The 17,719-nt window shown below is 70.0% G+C and carries 17 protein-coding genes; 9 read left to right on the forward strand and 8 right to left on the reverse strand.

The annotated features are described in order from the left end of the window. Window positions 1-114 precede the first annotated feature (114 nt). Complete coding sequence (locus M9917_RS04495; RefSeq protein WP_297251234.1) at window positions 115-627, reverse strand: A24 family peptidase; 513 nt, start codon at window positions 625-627, stop codon at window positions 115-117. A 148-nt stretch (window positions 628-775) separates the two neighbouring features. Continuing rightward, window positions 776-949: a Flp family type IVb pilin gene (locus M9917_RS04500; protein WP_297251237.1), complete on the reverse strand. Its 174-nt coding sequence runs from the start codon at window positions 947-949 to the stop codon at window positions 776-778. Between the two features lie 415 nt (window positions 950-1,364). On the opposite strand from M9917_RS04500, the gene M9917_RS04505 reads away from it, so the two are divergent. The 3 genes from M9917_RS04505 (at window position 1,365) to M9917_RS04515 (ending at window position 3,286) form a co-directional block, all read left to right on the forward strand. Further along, window positions 1,365-1,865 carry a pilus assembly protein N-terminal domain-containing protein gene (locus M9917_RS04505; RefSeq protein ID WP_297251239.1) on the forward strand — a complete coding sequence of 167 codons (501 nt, stop codon included), beginning with the start codon at window positions 1,365-1,367 and terminating at the stop codon, window positions 1,863-1,865. Between the two features lie 186 nt (window positions 1,866-2,051). Continuing rightward, entirely contained in the window at window positions 2,052-2,666 is a 615-nt protein-coding gene (locus M9917_RS04510) for a TadE/TadG family type IV pilus assembly protein (protein ID WP_297251241.1), read from the forward strand. A gap of 14 nt (window positions 2,667-2,680) precedes the next feature. Continuing rightward, window positions 2,681-3,286 carry a TadE/TadG family type IV pilus assembly protein gene (locus M9917_RS04515; RefSeq protein WP_297251244.1) on the forward strand — a complete coding sequence of 202 codons (606 nt, stop codon included), beginning with the start codon at window positions 2,681-2,683 and terminating at the stop codon, window positions 3,284-3,286. A gap of 186 nt (window positions 3,287-3,472) precedes the next feature. Here the strand turns inward: M9917_RS04515 and M9917_RS04520 are convergent, their stop codons facing one another. The 3 genes from M9917_RS04520 to M9917_RS04530 form a co-directional block, all read right to left on the reverse strand. Next, complete coding sequence (locus M9917_RS04520; RefSeq protein WP_297251246.1) at window positions 3,473-3,994, reverse strand: retropepsin-like aspartic protease family protein; 522 nt, start codon at window positions 3,992-3,994, stop codon at window positions 3,473-3,475. 123 nt (window positions 3,995-4,117) lie between these two features. Continuing rightward, complete coding sequence (locus M9917_RS04525; protein WP_297251248.1) at window positions 4,118-5,044, reverse strand: ribokinase; 927 nt, start codon at window positions 5,042-5,044, stop codon at window positions 4,118-4,120. After that, window positions 5,041-5,937, reverse strand: a complete 897-nt coding sequence (locus M9917_RS04530) for a 2-dehydro-3-deoxygalactonokinase (protein ID WP_297251250.1) — start codon at window positions 5,935-5,937, stop codon at window positions 5,041-5,043. Before M9917_RS04530 ends, M9917_RS04525 begins: the two co-directional genes overlap by 4 nt. Window positions 5,938-6,073: 136 nt before the next feature. On the opposite strand from M9917_RS04530, the gene M9917_RS04535 reads away from it, so the two are divergent. Next, window positions 6,074-6,958 (forward strand): aldose epimerase family protein, encoded by an 885-nt coding sequence (locus M9917_RS04535; RefSeq protein WP_297251252.1) that lies wholly within the window; start codon window positions 6,074-6,076, stop codon window positions 6,956-6,958. Window positions 6,959-6,965: 7 nt separating this feature from the next. Here M9917_RS04535 and M9917_RS04540 read toward each other — a convergent pair whose 3' ends face one another. Beyond that, window positions 6,966-7,832 (reverse strand): tetratricopeptide repeat protein, encoded by an 867-nt coding sequence (locus tag M9917_RS04540; protein ID WP_297251253.1) that lies wholly within the window; start codon window positions 7,830-7,832, stop codon window positions 6,966-6,968. A gap of 128 nt (window positions 7,833-7,960) precedes the next feature. Here M9917_RS04540 and M9917_RS04545 point away from each other — a divergent pair, with 128 nt between their 5' ends. The 3 genes from M9917_RS04545 (at window position 7,961) to M9917_RS04555 (ending at window position 10,778) form a co-directional block, all read left to right on the forward strand. Further along, complete coding sequence (locus M9917_RS04545; RefSeq protein WP_297251255.1) at window positions 7,961-9,343, forward strand: leucyl aminopeptidase family protein; 1,383 nt, start codon at window positions 7,961-7,963, stop codon at window positions 9,341-9,343. Between the two features lie 80 nt (window positions 9,344-9,423). Continuing rightward, window positions 9,424-9,777 (forward strand): MarR family winged helix-turn-helix transcriptional regulator, encoded by a 354-nt coding sequence (locus M9917_RS04550; RefSeq protein ID WP_297251257.1) that lies wholly within the window; start codon window positions 9,424-9,426, stop codon window positions 9,775-9,777. A 143-nt stretch (window positions 9,778-9,920) separates the two neighbouring features. Further along, on the forward strand, window positions 9,921-10,778 hold the full coding sequence (locus M9917_RS04555; RefSeq protein WP_297251259.1) for a C40 family peptidase: 858 nt from the start codon (window positions 9,921-9,923) through the stop codon (window positions 10,776-10,778). Between the two features lie 3 nt (window positions 10,779-10,781). On the opposite strand, the gene mutS is transcribed toward M9917_RS04555, so the two are convergent. Beyond that, window positions 10,782-13,493, reverse strand: a complete 2,712-nt coding sequence (gene mutS, locus M9917_RS04560; RefSeq protein ID WP_297251261.1) for a DNA mismatch repair protein MutS — start codon at window positions 13,491-13,493, stop codon at window positions 10,782-10,784. A gap of 187 nt (window positions 13,494-13,680) precedes the next feature. Between mutS and M9917_RS04565 the strand changes: the two genes are divergently transcribed. Then, the gene (locus tag M9917_RS04565) at window positions 13,681-15,966 is read left to right on the forward strand and encodes an NADP-dependent malic enzyme (RefSeq protein ID WP_297251263.1); all 2,286 of its coding nucleotides are present in this window, start codon (window positions 13,681-13,683) and stop codon (window positions 15,964-15,966) included. Between the two features lie 76 nt (window positions 15,967-16,042). Here the strand turns inward: M9917_RS04565 and M9917_RS04570 are convergent, their stop codons facing one another. Continuing rightward, window positions 16,043-16,510, reverse strand: coding sequence for an Lrp/AsnC family transcriptional regulator (locus M9917_RS04570; RefSeq protein ID WP_297251265.1), 468 nt, complete (start codon window positions 16,508-16,510; stop codon window positions 16,043-16,045). Between the two features lie 160 nt (window positions 16,511-16,670). Here M9917_RS04570 and M9917_RS04575 point away from each other — a divergent pair, with 160 nt between their 5' ends. Next, window positions 16,671-17,696 (forward strand): ABC transporter substrate-binding protein, encoded by a 1,026-nt coding sequence (locus M9917_RS04575; RefSeq protein ID WP_297251267.1) that lies wholly within the window; start codon window positions 16,671-16,673, stop codon window positions 17,694-17,696. Window positions 17,697-17,719: the final 23 nt, after the last annotated feature.

Below are 17,719 nucleotides of genomic sequence, written 5' to 3' on the forward strand. Positions count from 1 at the left end.
GGACGACCGACCCTCAGCCAAGCGTGATTGGCTCTCGTCCCGGATCGTCGTTCGCAAACGTCAACTTATGGTTAATCGGCCGTATATTTTTTCGGCGCGGCCGAAGCCGGCCCGTCACAGGCCGATCGCGGCGTGCCAGATCGCGGTCTCCGGCAGGATCAGGAGCGCGGCGAAAGCGAGCGCGATGCCGTAGGGCACGCCCGCATTGGCGGCGTGCAGGCGGCGCAGCCAGGACCAGTTCTCCGCCAGCTCCGGCAGCGGGCCCGAGCGCAGCATGAGGACGAGCATCGTCAGGAGGCCGCCCAAGACGCCGGAGATCGTCAGATAGGGCATGAGCTGGTCGAAGCCGAACCACAGGGCGGTCGCGGCGGCGAGCTTGGCGTCGCCGCCACCGATCCAGCCGGCGGCGAACAGCCCGAACGCGATCACCAGGACGAGCCCGCCGGCGGCGAGATGCCAGCCGATCTCGGCCAGGCTCAGGCCGAGCAGCACGGCGCAGAGCGCGAAGGAGCCGACCAGGAACAGGCACAGCCGGTTCGAGATCGTCATGGAGACGAGGTCGCTGGCGGCCGCATAGGCCATGGCGAAGGGAAAAACCCCCATGAGGACGATCAACGAAAGCGACATGGCACCATCCGATCAGCAAGCCGGTGGATACTGACACCGATCCATCACCAAAGCCTTACGGGCCCGCGATGGGCGGCACGCCGAAAGCAGAACGCCCCGGCCGAAGCCGGGGCGCCCGTGGAAACCGGAACCTGCGGTTCCGCGGCGATCAGGCCGGGGCGTTGAGCTTGCCGCCGATGCCCTGGAAGAGCGCCTCGAGCTTGGTGCCGAGCAGGGTCATGCCGGTGATGGCGGCAACGGCGACCAGCGCCGCGATCAGGCCGTACTCGATGGCGGTGGCGCCGGACTCGTCCTTGACGAAGCGAGCGAAAACGTTGGTCATGCTGAATCTCCTTTACACCACGGTTTGACGGCTGCCTGTGCTCTGAAGTGGCTTCGGTCAGCGACAGGAACGACATTAGCCAGCGCCTCTTGCTGATCAGTTAAACCGATCGAAGAATTGATCCGTTTATCGCGGAGTTTTTTACGTGGTTAACGATCAATTTAATGACTGATTTTTGATAACTTCCTTCGCTATTGTAGAGTTAGGTCGAGTTGAATTCGGTAAATAAGTTATTTAATACGGGTTTGGTTCTCGATTTATTTTGCGGCAGCGGCGACGGGGTCGGTTTCGCTCCGCGATGTTCCGCTGCGATGGGGCCGGCACGGCAGAATGAAATCGCTGCCCCGCGCGGATTTAGGGTTTGATTCATCATTTTGGGCTTCACTGGCCCGGTCATAAAGCTTGAGGCACCGTCATGTTGATCACCCGTGCTCCTGCAGGGCATCGCCGGCCGGCCCTGCGGGCGGCCGTCGCCGCCCTCGCGATGACCTTGTGCGGCGGTGCCTTCGCCGCGCCGCAAGGCGCCCCCTCGGAAAGCGTCGTCGTGCTCGTCGACCATGCCAAGGTCGTGCGCCTGCCCGAACAGGCCCGCACCGTCATCGTCGGCAACCCCGCCATCGCGGACGTCGCCATCCAGCGCAACGGCGTCATGGTGGTGACCGGCAAGAGCTTCGGCGTCACCAACCTGATCGCGCTCGACGCCGCCGGCACCCTCCTGGCGGAATCGCTGGTGCAGGTGAGCGCCGCCTCCGATGCGGTGCTGACGGTCCAGCGCGGCATGGACCGCGAAAGCTATGCCTGCAACCCGGTCTGCCAACCCTCGATCCAGCTCGGCGATGCGCAGCGCTTCTTCGGGGATGCCGGGGCCCAGTCGGTGAGGCGCAACGCGCTCGCCACCGTCTCGGGATCGCGATGAGGCCAGACGCCTGAAGAAGCACGCGCGCGCGAGCGCGAGGCCCGCGGCCTTTTGCCCGCGCCTGCCCGTTCATGGTGAACGAAAGCTTCACGTCGCTTCCGGCGGCGGCGGAACGGGCATAACTGATCGGCAATTGTTTTGCCTTAGAGATTTCCGGGTCAGGCTCCGGAAATTCGAGGCAGACGGATGTTCGACCGAGCGAAAAACCTTTCCTCCTCCGTGCGAGCCGCGCTGCGGCTCGGCCGCGGCGGCCGGCTGCTGCGGCGTTTCCGCCGTTCGCAGGACGGTGTCGTGGTCGTCGAGTTCGCCTTTGTGGCGGTGCCGTTCTTCGCACTGCTGTTCGCGATCTTCGAAACGGCCCTGATGTTCTGGACCAACCAGGTTCTCGAGGAATCGCTCTCGCAGGCGTCGCGCTCCCTGGTCACCGGCCAGTCGCAATACCGCTACACGGCGGCGAACCCCGCCGCCAACGCGACCAAGTTCCGCGACGACGTCTGCGCGAAAGCGCCGATGGGTCTGATCGATTGCGCCAAGCTTTCCGTGGACGTGCGCACCTATGCCAGCTTCGCGGAGGCGAAAACGCAGACCTCGGGCAGCAACCCGGTATCGGGCGGCACGCTCGACACCAACAGCTTCACCTATGTCCAGCCGCAGCGGAACGACATCGTCGTCGTGCGCGCGGTCCTTGACTACAAGCTGTTCCTGACCAGCTGGGCGTCGGCCGCGCTGGCCAATATCGGGTCGGGCCGCCGCGCTATCGTCGCGAGCACGGCCTTCCGGGCCGAGCCGTTCACGCCCTAACCCCGGTGGCAGGCATGACGCATATGCGCAAGAAGACGGGTCTTCGTTCCCTGCGCCGGTTCCGCCGGGACCAGGACGGCGTGGCCATGGTCGAGTTCGCCATGGCGTTTCCGATCATGCTGGTCGCCTATTGCGGCCTGGTCGACGTCGCCCAGATGGTGATGCTGAACCGCAAGGTCACGCAGCTCGCCTCCACCCTCAGCGACCTGACGGCGCGCGTGCAGAGCGTGACGCCCTCCGACATCGACAACATCTTCAACGCCTCGCAGACGGTGCTGATGCCCTTCGGAACGAGCAACGCCTCCATGGTCATCGCCAATGTGGTGGTCGATGCGGGCGGCACGGCGCGGGTCTGCTGGTCCAACCAGCGCAACGCGACGGCGCCCGCCCGGGGCTCCACCGTCACCCTTCCCGACAGCGCCCGGATCCCGGGAACCTCCGTCATCATGGCGCGGGCGAGCTACAAATACACGCCCGCCATCGGCTACGTCATCACCGGCACCTTCACGCTCGGCGACAACCCGGTCTATTCGCGCCCGCGCAACGGCCTGGCCACCGGCGTCGAAAATATCGAGCAGGTGGTGCGCACCGGCACCAATGGCTGCCCGAACTTCAGCTAGAGCCTGCCGCCCCGGATCGCCGGGCGTCCTGGCGGACGCGACATGGCGATCCGAGCGTCCGCTTCACAGGATGCTTGCGTCCTGACGGGAACGCCGGCTCGGGCCCCGCGTGCTTCCGCATGAAATCAGCATGTTCCAGAATCGGATTTTCCCGAAAAGTGGATTCCGCTTTTCGTGCCCGATGCTCTAGCCGCGCAGGACCATGCGCCCGGTCTGGACCTCGTAGCCCTGGAGCTTGCCGAGGAAGGAATTGCCCAGCAGGCTCATCGAGAGCGCGTGCGCCGGCAGGACGACGGCCTCGACGTTGCGCACGACGATATCGCCGAGGCGGATCTCCCGCAGCGTCGTCCGGAAGCCGACGACGGTGCCGTTGGCGGTGCCGAGCATGATCGAGCGCGACGAGGCGTCCTTGCTGATCCCGAGGGCGCGGGCATCGGCGGCGGTCAGCGCCACGATGCTGGCGCCGGTGTCGACCATCATCTTGATGCGATAGTTCTCGACCGTGGGGTGCACGATATAGTGCCCGCGATAATCGGCCGCGACGGCGAGCGTCGATGGCGTGCGCGGCCCCGGCCGCTTCTGCTCGGTCATGGCGGCGGAAGGGGCCTTGTCCGCCGCGGGTGGGGCCAGAAAAAGCGTCGAAGACAGCGCCCCGGCGATCACGGCACCGGCTACGCCCAACGACCAGATCAGCGGTTGCGTCGCCACGGCTTCTCCCCCGGTCCTCGTGCCGGCACCTCAGGATGCCGGGGCGAGGCCTGACGAAGCGTGAAGAGGGCGCACGCATTTGCGTGCAACCTAGTGGCGGCGGCCTTGCGATTGCGCGCAGGCTTAACCCGGGCTTACCGGCGCATCGGCGAGCGCCGCCGCCAGCGGCGCGATCTCGGCCGCATGAGGGATGCTCGGCTGGGCGCCGGGGCGGGTGCAGGCGAGCGAGCCGGCGGCGAGCCCCTCGCGCAGCGCCGCCGGCATCGCCTTGCCGGCCGCCAGCGCCGCGGCGAAGGCGCCGGCGAAGCTGTCCCCCGCCGCGACCGTGTCGACGACCTCGACCTCCGGGGCCGCGAGGCGATGACGGGCGCCGCCGATCCAGGCGACCAGGCCTTCCGCTCCCAGCGTCGCGACGGTCGCCAGGCGCCGCTCGCCGTCGAGCCGGCGGGCGACGGCTTCGGGCTCCTGCTCAGACCAGCCGAGCGCCTGCGCCAGCACCATGGCCTCGTGCTCGTTGACGATCAGCAGGTCGAGCGCCTCGAGCAGCGCGGCCGCCGGCGCCCCGGCCGGGGCGAGGTTGAGGATCACGCGCCCGCCGGCCCGCTTCATCGCGCGCGCGGCAGCAAGGCAGGCCTCCTCGGGAACCTCGCGCTGCAGCAGCAGGATGTCCCGAGGCTCGAGCTTCATCCGCTCCAGGGCGTCCGGCCGGGCGGCGGCGTTGGCGCCGGCCGCGACGACGATCTGGTTGGCGCCTTCCCGGTCGGTGGCGATGAAGGCGGCGCCGGTCGGCAGCGCCACCCGCAGGACATGGGCGAGATCGACGCCGTCCGCGGCCAGGAGCGTCAGCGCGGCATCGCCGAAGCCGTCGCGCCCCACCGCGCCGACCAGCACGACATCGGCGCCGGCGCGGCGGGCGGCCAGGGCCTGGTTCGCGCCCTTGCCGCCCGGATGCAGCGCATAGCCGGGGCCGAGCACCGTCTCGCCCGGCCCGGGCAGACGCTCGACCGGGGTGACGAGGTCGATGTTGATCGAGCCGAAGACGACGATCATGCCGCAAGCCCGCTCGCCAGCCGCCCGATGCCGGCGATGAAGGCCTGCTCCGGCGTGACGACCCGCACGGCATGGCCGCGCGCCGCGAGGCCTGCGCCGTAGCTCTGCGCCAACACCCCGTCCGCGACGAGGTGGACTTGCGTTCCGAGGCCGAACAGCGCCTCGGCGCCCGCCAGTTCCCGCCCGACCAGCAGCGCCGAGAGATAGGGGCCGACCGCCCCGCCGGCCATCCGCCCGGCGAGGACCTCGGTGCGGGCGGCGAAGGCGGCGTTGAGCAGGCCGCCCGGCCGGTCGGCGGCGGCGCGCCCGCGCGCGGCGCCCTCGGTGGCGTCGGCCTCGGAGGGCGCTTCCGCGAGCCGGGCGAGGATCGAATCGTTGCGCAGGAGGCCATAGACCTCGCCGGTCATGAAGCTGGCGAAGCGGGTGATGCGCCCCTGCCGGATCTCGGCCCATTTCGAATGGGTGCCCGGCAGGCAGACGATGCCGTCGGTGAGGCCGAGCCCGACGATCAGCGTCTCCTCGCCGCGCATCACGTCGAAGGCGCCGTCGTCGCAGCTCAGGCCCGGCAGGATGGTGGCGCGCGTGCCGGCATCGAGCTCGACCTCGATCGCGGCGGCGGCGATGTCGGCGGCCGAGGCGGGACAGGCGACATAGCGCGCCTCGACCCAGCCGTTGCGGCTGCCGACCATGCCGGCCAGCACGATGACGGCATCGGGCGCGGCGGCGCGGAAATCGCCGGCGAGCTCGGCGAAGGCCGCCGGATAGCCGCCGGGCGCGACCGACTGGATGCCGCGATCGGCGACGCGCCGCTCCAGCACCTCGCCCGTCGCCGCGATCAGGAAGGCGCGGGCGCGGGTCGTGCCCCAGTCGAGCGCGATCAGAGGTCTCAGCATGGCGGGCTCCGGCGATGGTGGCGCGACTGTCCGTGCCGTTCCGCCCCCGGTCAAGGGCCGGCCGGAAGCTTGTGCGCGGCGCGCCTTCGGGGCAAGCCTGCCTCTCCAGGCGACGAGGACGAATCGGACAAGCCGGATGCTCGAACTGCAAGCGGGCGGCCTCGATGCCGTCATCCATCCCGAAGCGGGCGGGATCGTCGCGTCGCTGGGCTGGCGCGGGCCGGACGGGCGCCGCCACGACGTGCTGCGGCCGGCCGCCGGGCAGGAACCCAGCACGGCGTCGCCGAACTTCTTCGGCACATGGGCGATGCTGCCCTTCGCCAACCGCGCCTTCGGCTGCGTCGTCGACGATGGGCAGGCGCGCTTCCGCGTGCCGCGGAACGACCCCGACGGCGCGATCCACGGCTTCGGCTGGCAGGCGGCCTGGGCGGTGCTGCGGCACGAGCGCGGCCAGGCCACGCTCGAGCATCGCCGCGGCGAAGGCCCCGACCCCTATCGCTACCGGGCGCGGCAGGAAATCGACCTCGACGGTTCAGGCCTGACGATCCGGCTTGCGATCACCAACGAGGCGCCGATCGCGCTGCCCTTCGGCATCGGCCACCATCCCTGGTTTCCCTGCGCGCCCGATACGCGCCTCATGATGCGCAGCACCGGGGCGCTCGTCTTCGGCGAGGCGTTCCGCGCCACCGGCCGGCAGGCTTTCGCCGATGGCGGCCCCTATGCGCGGGTGCCCCTCTTCCGGTCGGCGGAGGTGACCGCCTGGAGCTTCCTCGGCTGGGACGGCAGGGCCCGGATCGAGACGCCCTCGACGGGGCTCGCGATCAGCCTGAGCGCGAGCGACACGCTCGGCTGCCCGGTGGTCTGGGCGCCGGCGGAGGCGGATTTCCTCTGCGTCGAGCCGCAGAGCCACGCGATCGGCGCGCCGAGCGAGCCGGCGGCGCGGGCGGCCTCGCCGCTCAGGCGGCTCGCACCCGGCGAAACGCTGGAAGGCTGGCTCAGGATCGCGCCGGAGGCGATCTAGAACCGTCTCAGGCGGGCGGGGCGGCCTGCGCCGGGGCGCCGGCCTGCACCGGCCGCGCGGCGGAGGGTTGCGCCTTGCCCTTGCCGCCCTTCAGCATCTCCCAGCTGTTCTGCTGGCTGACGCTGCGCTTGAGATAGGCGATGGTCGCGGCGGCCTCGGCCGGGCTCTGGTCGCGCAGCGCCATGGTCTCGGCCTCGGCGAAGCGGCCCTGCAGGCCGAGCACCAGGACGAGGTTCTGGCGCACGCGGGCATCCGCCCGCTCGGAAGCGGCGGCCTCGGCCAGGACGCGCTCCGCCTCGGGCAGGTTGCGCGACAGGGCGAGCGACAGCCCGTAATTCGACATGATCGTCGGCTCGTTCGGAGCAAGCTTCAGCGCGGTCCGGTAGATCTGCTGGGCGCGGGCGTGCTCGCCCATCCGGTCGGCGACCGTGCCCTGCGCCGAGAGGATGCGCCAGTCGGGCCGCTCGGGCGAATGCGCCCGCGACAGAACCTCGTCCGCCTCCTGCAGGCGCCCGTTATCGGCGAGCGCGCGGCCATAGGCGCCGAGAAGCTCGCGGTCGTCCTGATGGATCAGGACGGCGTTCTGGAGCACGGCCACCGCCTGCGCGTTCTGGTCGAGGCTGCGCAGCGCGCGGGCGTAATAGAAGGCGGCGTCGCGGTCCTTGGGGCTGGCGTCGTAGCGCCCGGCCCAGCGCTCGCGCTCGGCCTGCCAGTCCGCGTCGGTGCGCGGCTGGCTCACCGGGCTGCGGCCGATCGAGCCGGTGATGTCGCCGAGCCCGCCGCGGCCCTGGCAGCCGGCGAGCGCGAGCGCCGCGAGGCAGACGCCGAGGAAAACCGCGGAGCGTGTCGAAGAATGGAGCCGGGCTGAAGACATGGGCCGGATCGCCTCCCGGAAACGGGTCGTCTGGATGGGTTCGTCTGGTCGATCCGGTGATAAAGCGTTAACCCTAATGCATTCTTAACCGCCCTCCCGACGCCCCCGCGAAAAGCGAACATCGCCCCGTGCAAAGCCTCCTGACCCCTGCTTCCGCCGCCGCCATCCCGGTCCATGTCGTCTCGGCCAGCGGCTGGCCCGCCCTTCAGGAGCGCCTGCCCACGGCCCAGCGGGGCTTTGCCCTGGCGCAGGGTTTTACGGCGCGCGCCGGCCAGCACGCCCTGCTGCCCGATGCCGAGGGCGCGCTCGCCGCCGTCCTGCTGGGCATCGACGCCGCCGCGCGCCGGCCCGACCCCTTCGCGCCGGGGCGGCTCGCCGCGCTGCTGCCGGCCGGCGACTACGCGCTTTCAGGCGAGATCGGCGATTGCGGGCTCGCCGCGCTCGGCTGGCTCCTGCAAGGCTACCGCTTCGACCGCTACCGCAAGCCGAACCCGCCCGGCGCGCGGCTCGTCGTCCCCGAGGGCGTCGACGGCGAGGAGGTGAGGCTGATCGCCGAATCGACCATGCTGGCGCGCGACCTCGTCAACACCCCGGCGAACGATCTGGGACCCGGCGAGATCGAGGCGGCGATCCGCGCTCTCGCCGCCGAATGCGGCGCCACGGTCGCCAGCATCGTCGGCGACGACCTGCTCGCCCGCGGTTTCCCGATGATCCATGCGGTCGGGCGCGCCTCGCCGCGGGCGCCACGGCTCGTCGACCTCGTCTGGGGCGATGCCGCCCACCCCAAGGTCACGCTCGTCGGCAAGGGCGTCGCCTTCGATACCGGCGGGCTCGACCTCAAGCCCGGCGCCGCGATGCTGCTGATGAAGAAGGACATGGGCGGGGCGGCGGCGGCGATCGCGGCGGCGCGGATGATCATGCTGGCGAAGCTGCCGGTGCGCTTGCGGCTCCTGGTGCCGGCCGTCGAGAACGCGGTTGCGGGCAACGCCTTCCGGCCCGGCGACGTGCTGGCGAGCCGCAAGGGCCTCTCTGTCGAGATCGGCAACACCGATGCCGAGGGCCGGCTGATCCTGGCCGATGCGCTCACGCTCGCCGACGAGGAGGCGCCGGATCTCCTCGTCGATTTCGCGACGCTGACCGGTGCCGCCCGCACCGCGCTCGGCCCCGAGCTGCCGCCCTTCTACACGCATGACGAAGGGCTCGCCGCCGAGATCGCCCGGCTCGGCATGGCGGTGAACGATCCGGTCTGGCGGCTGCCGCTCTGGCCGGGCTATGACGGCCTGCTCGATTCCAGGATCGCCGACCTCAACCATGTCTCGAGCGGGGCCATGGCGGGCTCCGTCACGGCGGCGCTGTTCCTCAACCGCTTCGTCGAGAAGACGCGCTCCTACGCCCATTTCGACATCTATGCCTGGACAGCCTCGGCCAGGCCCGGACGGCCGGAGGGCGGCGAATGCCAGGGCGCGAGGCTGATCCACGCGCTGGTGAAGCGGCGCTATCCGCGCGGTTAAGGCTGATCGGCGAAGTCGATTGCACGGGCGACGCCGGGCGATAATGATACGGCTCCGTAACGATCGGAACCCGTGCCGCCATGCCGCTGGAGATCAAGCCTTCGCAGGCGCTCAGACTGTGGCGGCAGGTGCATCTGGATCTGGTGCGGGACGACGACGCCGATCTCTCGGCCCGTCAGACCGCGATCCTGCTGACGGTCTATCTCGAATTGCCGCCGCATACGGTCAGGGGGCTGGCGCAGCAGCTCGGCGTGACCAAGCCGGTGATCACGCGCGCGCTCGACACGCTCGGCAAGCTCGGCCTCCTGACCCGCAAGCGCGACGAGGCCGACCGCCGCAACGTCGTGATCCAGCGCACCGTCGCCGGCGCGCTCGCCGTCGAGCGGCTGGCCGATCTCGTGACGGAACACGCCAGGGAGATCGGCGGGAGCTGACGCCCCTCCCGACCGGCCGGAAGCTCGGCTAGAGCATTTCCGCGTTTCTCCGAATCGCGGAAATGCTCCAGCTCCTTGTTTTGTCGCATTTTCTTCACGCGAACCGGTGCCCACTTCGCTCGAAAATACTCTAGATTGCGATGATGACCGCGATTCTCGACCGCCGCATCCATGCCTTCCGCCCCGATCTCGCCGCCCGCGCGCTCGCAGGCCGGGTCGAGGCCGCCCGCTTCGCCGATCCGCGGCCGATGCGCGTCGCCGTTGCTTGCGCCCCGCTCAGGCGCGAGCCGCGGGCCGACGCCGCCCTCGATACCGAGGCGCTGGCGGGCGAGCTGGTGCAGGTCTATGAGCGCGAGGAAGGCTGGGCCTGGGGCCAGCTCGCGGGCGACGGCTATGTCGGCTACCTGCCCGACGAAGCGCTGCGCCCCGATGAAGGCGCAGCGACGCACCGTGTCGCGGCCCTGCGGACATTCGTCTACCCCGGCGCCTCGATCAAGCTGCCGCCGCTCACGGCGCTCTCGCTTTGGGCCGGCGTCACGGTCGTCGAGGCCAAGGGCGATTTCGCGATCCTCGCCGATGGCGGCCACGTCTTCGCCGCCCATCTTGCGCCCTTCGACCGGCACGAGCCGGATTTCGTCGCCGTGGCCGAGCGCTTCCTCGGCGTGCCCTATCTCTGGGGCGGCAAGACCAGCCTCGGGCTCGACTGCTCGGGGCTCACACAGCTCAGCCTCGCGGCGGCCGGCATCGCAGCCCCGCGCGATTCCGACATGATGGAGGCCGGTCTCGGCCGGGCGGTCGCGCTGCGCGAGGACCTCGCCGGCCTCCGGCGCGGCGATCTCGTCTTCTGGAAGGGCCATGTCGGCATCCTGACCGATCCTGAAACCCTGCTTCACGCCAACGGGCATGTGATGAGCGTGAACCGCGAGCCGCTGCGGCAGGCGCGCGACCGCATCCGCGCGAAGAGCTTCGGCGAGATCACCGCCATCCGGCGGCTCGGCTGAGGCTCAGGCCAGCCCCTTCAGCCGGTAGAGCGCCTCCAGCGCCTCGCGCGGGGTCATCTCGTCCGGGTCGATGCCGGAGAGCGCCTCGCGCAGGCCGTCCGGTGCGCCCTCGGGAGCAGCCGGCGCAGGGCGGCGCTGCGGCGCGGCGAAGAGCGGCAGGTCGTCGACCAGGGAGGCGACGGGCTTCTCGCGCTCGGTCTTCTCCAATTCGCCGAGGATGGCGCGCGCGCGCTCGACCACGGCCGGCGGCAGGCCTGCGAGCTTCGCGACCTGGATGCCGTAGGAGCGGTCGGCGGCGCCGGCTACGACCTCGTGCAGGAAGACGACCTCGCCTTTCCATTCGGTGACGCGCACGGTCGCGTTGGCGACGCGGTCGAGCCGGTCGCCCAGTGCCGTCAGCTCGTGGTAATGCGTCGCGAACAGGCTGCGGCAGCGGTTGACCGCGTGCAGATGCTCGATTGCGGCCCAGGCGATGGAAAGCCCGTCGAAGGTCGCGGTGCCGCGCCCGATCTCGTCGAGGATGACGAGCGCGCGCGGCCCGGCCTGGTTCAGGATCGCGGCGGTCTCGACCATCTCGACCATGAAGGTCGAGCGCCCGCGGGCGAGGTCGTCGGCGGCGCCGACGCGCGAGAACAGCCGGTCGACGATGCCGATATGCGCGCGTGCCGCCGGGACGAAGGAGCCCATCTGGGCGAGCACCGCGATCAGCGCGTTCTGGCGCAGGAAGGTCGATTTGCCGGCCATGTTCGGGCCGGTGATTAGGCAGATGCGTCCGCCGCCGGCCTTGCCCGGCGGGGACAGGTCGGTGTCGTTGGCGACGAAGGGCTTGCCCTCGCGCTTCAGCGCGGCCTCGACCACGGGGTGGCGGCCGCGCTCGATGGTGAAGGCCAGGCCGTCATCGACCTGCGGGCGGCTCCAGCCCTCGCGCTGGGCGAGATCGGCGAGCGCGGCCGCGACATCGAGCTCGGCCAGCGCGAGCGCGGCCGTCTTGATCGGCTCGGCCTGGGCAAGCACCGCCTCGCTGAGCGCGGCGAAGATCGAAAGCTCGAGCTTCAGCGCCCGGTCGGCGGCGGAGGCGATCCTGGCCTCGAGCTCGCCGAGCTCGACCGAGGAGAAGCGCATCGCGTCCGACATGGTCTGGCGATGCACGAAGGTCGCGCGCCAGGGCTCGCGCAGGAATTCCTCGCCCGCCGCCTGCGGCACCTCGACGAAATAGCCGAGCATGGCGTTGTGCTTGATGCGTAAAGACCGGCAGCCGGTCTCGGCGGCATAGCGGGCCTGCAATTGCGCGATGACCTTGCGCGAATCGACCTGCAGCAGGCGCAGTTCGTCGAGCATGGGATCATGCCCCTCGCGCACGAAGCGGCCGTCGCGGCGGTTGAGCGGCAGCTCCTGCGCCAGCGTCGCATCGAGGCGGACCGGCAGGTCGGGATCGCTCTCGCCGAGCGCCCGCATGGCGCGGGCGAGCTCGGCGGGAAGCTCGCCCTGCCGCACAAGCAGGGCCGCGATCGCGCGGCCTGCGTCGAGCCCGGCGCCGAGCGCGGCGAGATCGCGCGGGCCGCCACGGTCGAGCGAAAGCCGCGCCAGGGCACGGGCGACGTCCGGCACCTTCTGCAAGGCGGCTCGCAGTTCCTCGCGCAGGCCGGCGTCGGTGACGAGCAGGTCGAGCGCATCGTGGCGCGCGGCGATTGCCGCAGGCTCGGTCAGCGGGCCGGCGAGGCGCTCGGCGAGCAGGCGCGCCCCGCCCGGCGTCACCGTGCGGTCGATCGTGGCGAGCAGGCTGCCCTGGCGCTCGCCACCCAGCGTGCGGGTCAATTCGAGATTGGCGCGGGTCGCGGCGTCGATCAGCATCGTCGCCGAGCCTGAATCGCGCATCGGGGCGGAGAGCGGCGGGCGGGCGCCGAGCTGGGTGCGCTCGACATAGGCGAGCGCCGCGCCGGCGGCGGCGATCTCGGCCCGGCTGAAGGCGCCGAAGGCATCGAGCGTGGCGACGCCGAAGAACTCCTTCAGGCGCCGCTCGGCGGAAGCGGCGTCGAGCCCGTCACGCGCGAGCGGCGTCACCGGAACCGCGATCTCGCGCCAGAATTCCTTCAGCTCCGGATCGTCGTGGATCGAGTCCGGGCAGACGATCTCGCGCGGCTCCAGCCGCGCGAACTCGATCGAAAGCCGCTCCTGCGGCGCCTCCATCACGGTGAAGCGGCCGGTCGAGATGTCGATCGCAGCAAGCCCGTAGAGCGAGGCCGCCTCGCCGGTCCTGCGGCGCGCCAGCGCGACGAAGAGGCTCGCCCGGCCGGGCTCGAGCAGCCGCTCCTCGGTGATGGTGCCCGGCGTGACGAGGCGCACCACATCGCGCTTCACCACCGATTTGGCGCCGCGCTTCTTCGCCTCGGCCGGGTCCTCGGTCTGCTCGCAGACGGCGACGCGGTGGCCCGCCGCGATCAGGCGCTGGAGATAGTCGTCGGCGCGCTCGACCGGCACGCCGCACATCGGGATGTCCTCGCCCTGGTGCTTGCCGCGCTTGGTCAGGACGATGCCGAGCGTGCGCGAGGCGATCTCCGCATCGCCGAAGAACAGCTCGTAGAAATCGCCCATGCGGTAGAACAGCAGGCAGTCGGAATTGGCCGCCTTGATCTCGATGTACTGCGCCATCATCGGCGTGACGCGCTCAGGCGCGGCGGCGGCAGGGGCGGGTTCGGGAGAGGGATTTTGGCGCATCGGGCCGGCACGCTAGCAAAATCTGCGGCCGAGGCCATCCGGCGCGGCGGCTTTCAACAATCGAAAGCGGGATCGGCGCTCTTTCGCTCCGGCAAGAGTTCTGTGCAGCACTCGCCGCTTGTGGTCTGCCGGCGCACCGCCTTATGGTCGGTTCCCCTCGAGGAAACGCACAAGAAAAGACGCTTCGATGAACGACCGTCCGACGACCAAGAGAGCCCGCCCGACCTTCACCGACCAGGAGGCCCTGCTGTTCCACTCGCAGGGGCGGCCCGGCAAGCTGGAGGTGGTGCCGACCAAGCCGATGGCGACGCAACGCGATCTCTCGCTCGCCTATTCGCCCGGCGTCGCCGTGCCGGTGCTGGCGATCGCGGAGGATCCCTCGCGCGCCTATGACTACACGACGCGCTCGAACCTCGTCGCCGTGATCACCAACGGCACCGCCATCCTCGGCCTCGGCAATCTCGGCGCGCTCGCCTCGAAGCCGGTGATGGAGGGCAAGTCGGTCCTGTTCAAGCGCTTCGCCGATGTCGATTCGATCGATCTCGAGATCGACACCGAGGACCCGGACAAGTTCATCGACGCCGTGCGCTATCTCGGCCCCTCCTTCGGCGGCATCAACCTCGAGGACATCAAGGCGCCGGAATGCTTCATCATCGAGCAGCGCCTGCGCGAGCTGATGGACATCCCCGTCTTTCATGACGACCAGCACGGCACCGCGATCATCGCCGCCGCCGGGCTGATCAACGCGCTCGACATCACCGGGCGCGACATCAAGTCGACCCGGCTCGTCATCAACGGCGCCGGCTCGGCCGCGATCGCCTGCACCGAGCTGCTCAAGGCGATGGGCTTCAAGCCCGACAACGTCATCCTCTGCGACACCAAGGGCGTGATCTACCAGGGCCGCACCGAGGGCATGAACCAGTGGAAGTCGGCCCATGCCGCGGTGACCGACCGGCGCACCCTGTTGCAGGCGATGGAGGGGGCGGACGCCTTCTTCGGCCTGTCGCAGAAGGGCTCGGTGACGAGGGAGATGGTCGCCGCGATGGCGCCGAACCCGATCATCTTCGCCATGGCCAATCCCGACCCCGAGATCACGCCCGAGGAAGTGGCCGAGGTGCGCGACGACGCCATCATGGCGACGGGGCGCTCGGACTATCCCAACCAGGTCAACAACGTGCTGGGCTTCCCCTTCATCTTCCGTGGCGCGCTCGACGTGCGCGCCACCACGATCAACATGGAGATGAAGATCGCCGCCGCCGAATCGCTGGCGATGCTCGCCCGCGAGGACGTGCCCGACGAGGTCGCCGCCGCCTATCAGGGCGCGCGCCCGCGCTACGGCAAGGACTACATCATCCCGGTCCCGTTCGATCCGCGCCTGATCCACGTCGTGCCGATGGCGGTCGCCAAGGCTGCGATGGAATCGGGCGTCGCCGGCAAGCCGATCGTCGACACCGCCGCTTACAAGGCGCAGCTCTCGGCGCGGCGCGACCCGATCGCCGGCACGCTCAACCGCATCTTCGAGCGCGTCCGGCGCTATCCGAAGCGCGTCGTCTTCGCCGAGGGCGAGGAGGAGCAGGTGATCCGCGCCGCCGCCTCCTTCGTGGCGCAGGGGCTCGGCCAGGCGATCCTCGTCGGCCGCGAGGACCGCATCTCCGAGGTCGCGACCTTCCTCGGCGTCGACCTCGAGGCCAAGGGCATCTCGATCCAGAACGCCCGGCTCTCGCACCGCAACGCCGCCTATGCGCAATATCTCTACGAGCGGCTGCAGCGGCAGGGCTACCTCTTCCGCGACTGCCAGCGCCTGATCAACCAGGACCGCAACCATTTCGCCGCGGCGATGGTGGCGCTGGGCGATGCCGACGCGATGGTGACCGGCGTCACCCGCAACTATTCGATCGCGCTGGAGGAAGTGCGCCGCGTCATCGACGTGAAGCCGGGCCACCGGGTGATCGGCGTCTCGATCGTGATCTCGCGCGACCGCACCGTCCTCGTGGCCGACACGGCGATCTGCGAGATGCCGACCGCGCGGCAATTGTCGGAGATCGCGCAGGAGGCCGCCGGCGTCGGCCGCAGGCTGGGCTACGAGCCCCGGGTCGCGATGCTCGCCTTCTCGACCTTCGGCCACCCGGCCGGCGAACGCTCCGAGAAGGTGCGCGAGGCGGTGGCGCTGCTCGACGCCCAGCGCGTCGATTTCGAGTACGACGGCGAGATGGCGGCCGATGTCGCGCTCAACCGCGAGGTGATGAGCCAGTATCCGTTCTGCCGCCTCTCGGGGCCGGCGAACGTGCTGGTCATGCCGGCCTTCCACTCGGCCTCGATCTCGACCAAGCTCCTGCAGGAGCTCGGCGGCGCGACCGTGATCGGCCCGCTGATCGTCGGCCTCGACAAGCCGGTCCAGATCGTGCCGCTGGGCGCGAAGGATTCCGACATCGTCAACATGGCGGCGCTGGCCGCCTTCAACATCGGCGGCTGAGCCGGGGCGCTCCCTTTGGTCATTCCGGGGCTTCGCGTCAGCGAAGGACCCGGAATGACAATCGTGCAGCCCCCTCTCACCGGCGCGGCAGGTCGGGCACCTTGTAGGCCGTCGTCGCCTTGATCCGCTCCATCGCGAAGCGCGAGGTCACGTTCTTCAGCGGAACCGCCTCGATCAGCCGCTTGTAGAAGCCGTCATAGGCGGCCATGTCGGCGACGACGACGCGCAGCATGTAGTCGACGTCGCCGGCCATCCGGTAAAGCTCCATCACCTCCGGCATGGCGGCGACCGTTTGCGCGAATTTCTCCAGCCACGGGCCGGAATGATCCGCCGTCTCGATCTGGACGAAGACGGTGAGGCCGAGCCCGATCGCCTCCGGCGCCACCAGCGCGACGCGCTTCAGGATCACACCCGCCCGCTCGAGCTTCTGGATGCGCTTCCAGCACGGCGTCTGCGACAGCCCGACGCGGTCGGCGAGCTCGGCGATCGAGATACTCGCATCGGCCTGGAGCACGGTGAGGATCTTGCGGTCGATGGCGTCCATGCTCTCGGGCTTCCTGTCTGGAGGAGACGTTTCTGCCAATTCCGCTCAAAAGAGATCAAATATCTTTTTTGAGCCGGTCTATTGCATCCAGATAAAAAATCCTTTTCTCCACCTGTCAATAGGGCTGCCTCCGGCCCTGCTTTCGGGAAGGATTTCAACGATGGATCGCCGCCAGTTCCTCATCGCCGGGTCGAGCCTCGCGGCGACCGCGGCGCTCACCGGTGCCGCCCGCGCCGGCAGCGTCGCCGCCCGCGTCGGCTACATCCCGATCGTCGGCACGGCGCCGTTCTTCGTCGCCGCCGGGGAAGGCTGGCTGAAGCAGGGCGGCATCGAGACCGCGGTCACCGTCTTCGAATCCGGCCCGAACATGATCCAGGCGCTGGCCTCGGGCACGATCGACGTCTATGTCGCCGGCGTCGCCCCGCTCGCCGTCGCCCGCTCGCGCGGCGTCGACATCCGCGTCGTCGCCTCGACGGCGGTGGGCGAGAACGTCGTGGTCAGCGCGCCCTCGCTCACCAAGTTCTTCACCGCCGGCACGAGCCCGGCCGCCGCCTTCAAGGCGTTCCGCGCCGCGACCGGCAAGCCGGCGCGGCTGGCCACCCAGCCGCCGGGCTCGGTGCCCGACACCGTGCTCGAATACTGGCTCTGGGAGGTCGCCAAGGTCGACCGGGCCGATGTCGCGATCGTGCCGATGGGCATCGACGCGACTCAGCAGGCGATCCTCGCCGGCGCGGTCGACGGCGGTACCGTGCGCGAGCCGGCGCTGACCATCCTCCAGACCCGCAACCCGCAGATCAAGCTCGTCGCCGGCGGCGAGGAGGTCTTTCCCGGCCAGCCCGGCACGGTCGTCGCCGTCTCCGGCGCCTTCGCCGCCGCGAACCCGGACGCGGTGCAGGCCATCGTCTCCGGCCTCGTCAGGGCCGCCGCGCTGATCAAGGCCGATCCCGACAAGGCGGCGCCCCATGTCGCGGCCGCGCTCGGCAAGGGCATCGTCGATCCCGCGCTGATCCGGCAGGCGCTGGTCTCGCCGGCCAGCCGCTTCGAGATCGACCCGCGCAAGATCATCGAGCCCGCCCGCGCCATGCAGGCCTATCAGGTCAAGCTCGGCTCGCTCGACAAGGAAGCGCCGTTCGACGGGCTGTTCGAGACGCAGTATTACGAGCGCGCGATCAAGGCGGGCGGCTGAGAAACGTGGCCACGCTCCGGGCT

This window comes from Bosea sp. (in: a-proteobacteria) (genome assembly GCF_023953965.1).
Taxonomy (GTDB): Bacteria; Pseudomonadota; Alphaproteobacteria; order Rhizobiales; family Beijerinckiaceae; genus Allobosea.

What these genes read in the sequence shown, in the direction of transcription:
- M9917_RS04495 (WP_297251234.1), bottom strand. Translation starts at nt 627, where the DNA reads ATGTCGCTTTCGTTGATCGTCCTCATGGGGGTTTTTCCCTTCGCCATG.
- M9917_RS04500 (WP_297251237.1), bottom strand. Translation starts at nt 949, where the DNA reads ATGACCAACGTTTTCGCTCGCTTCGTCAAGGACGAGTCCGGCGCCACC.
- M9917_RS04505 (WP_297251239.1), top strand. Translation starts at nt 1,365, where the DNA reads ATGTTGATCACCCGTGCTCCTGCAGGGCATCGCCGGCCGGCCCTGCGG.
- M9917_RS04510 (WP_297251241.1), top strand. Translation starts at nt 2,052, where the DNA reads ATGTTCGACCGAGCGAAAAACCTTTCCTCCTCCGTGCGAGCCGCGCTG.
- M9917_RS04515 (WP_297251244.1), top strand. Translation starts at nt 2,681, where the DNA reads ATGACGCATATGCGCAAGAAGACGGGTCTTCGTTCCCTGCGCCGGTTC.
- M9917_RS04525 (WP_297251248.1), bottom strand. Translation starts at nt 5,044, where the DNA reads ATGATCGTCGTCTTCGGCTCGATCAACATCGACCTCGTCACCCCGGTC.
- M9917_RS04530 (WP_297251250.1), bottom strand. Translation starts at nt 5,937, where the DNA reads ATGCTGAGACCTCTGATCGCGCTCGACTGGGGCACGACCCGCGCCCGC.
- M9917_RS04535 (WP_297251252.1), top strand. Translation starts at nt 6,074, where the DNA reads ATGCTCGAACTGCAAGCGGGCGGCCTCGATGCCGTCATCCATCCCGAA.
- M9917_RS04540 (WP_297251253.1), bottom strand. Translation starts at nt 7,832, where the DNA reads ATGTCTTCAGCCCGGCTCCATTCTTCGACACGCTCCGCGGTTTTCCTC.
- M9917_RS04550 (WP_297251257.1), top strand. Translation starts at nt 9,424, where the DNA reads ATGCCGCTGGAGATCAAGCCTTCGCAGGCGCTCAGACTGTGGCGGCAG.
- M9917_RS04555 (WP_297251259.1), top strand. Translation starts at nt 9,921, where the DNA reads ATGACCGCGATTCTCGACCGCCGCATCCATGCCTTCCGCCCCGATCTC.
- mutS (WP_297251261.1), bottom strand. Translation starts at nt 13,493, where the DNA reads ATGCGCCAAAATCCCTCTCCCGAACCCGCCCCTGCCGCCGCCGCGCCT.
- M9917_RS04565 (WP_297251263.1), top strand. Translation starts at nt 13,681, where the DNA reads ATGAACGACCGTCCGACGACCAAGAGAGCCCGCCCGACCTTCACCGAC.
- M9917_RS04570 (WP_297251265.1), bottom strand. Translation starts at nt 16,510, where the DNA reads ATGGACGCCATCGACCGCAAGATCCTCACCGTGCTCCAGGCCGATGCG.
- M9917_RS04575 (WP_297251267.1), top strand. Translation starts at nt 16,671, where the DNA reads ATGGATCGCCGCCAGTTCCTCATCGCCGGGTCGAGCCTCGCGGCGACC.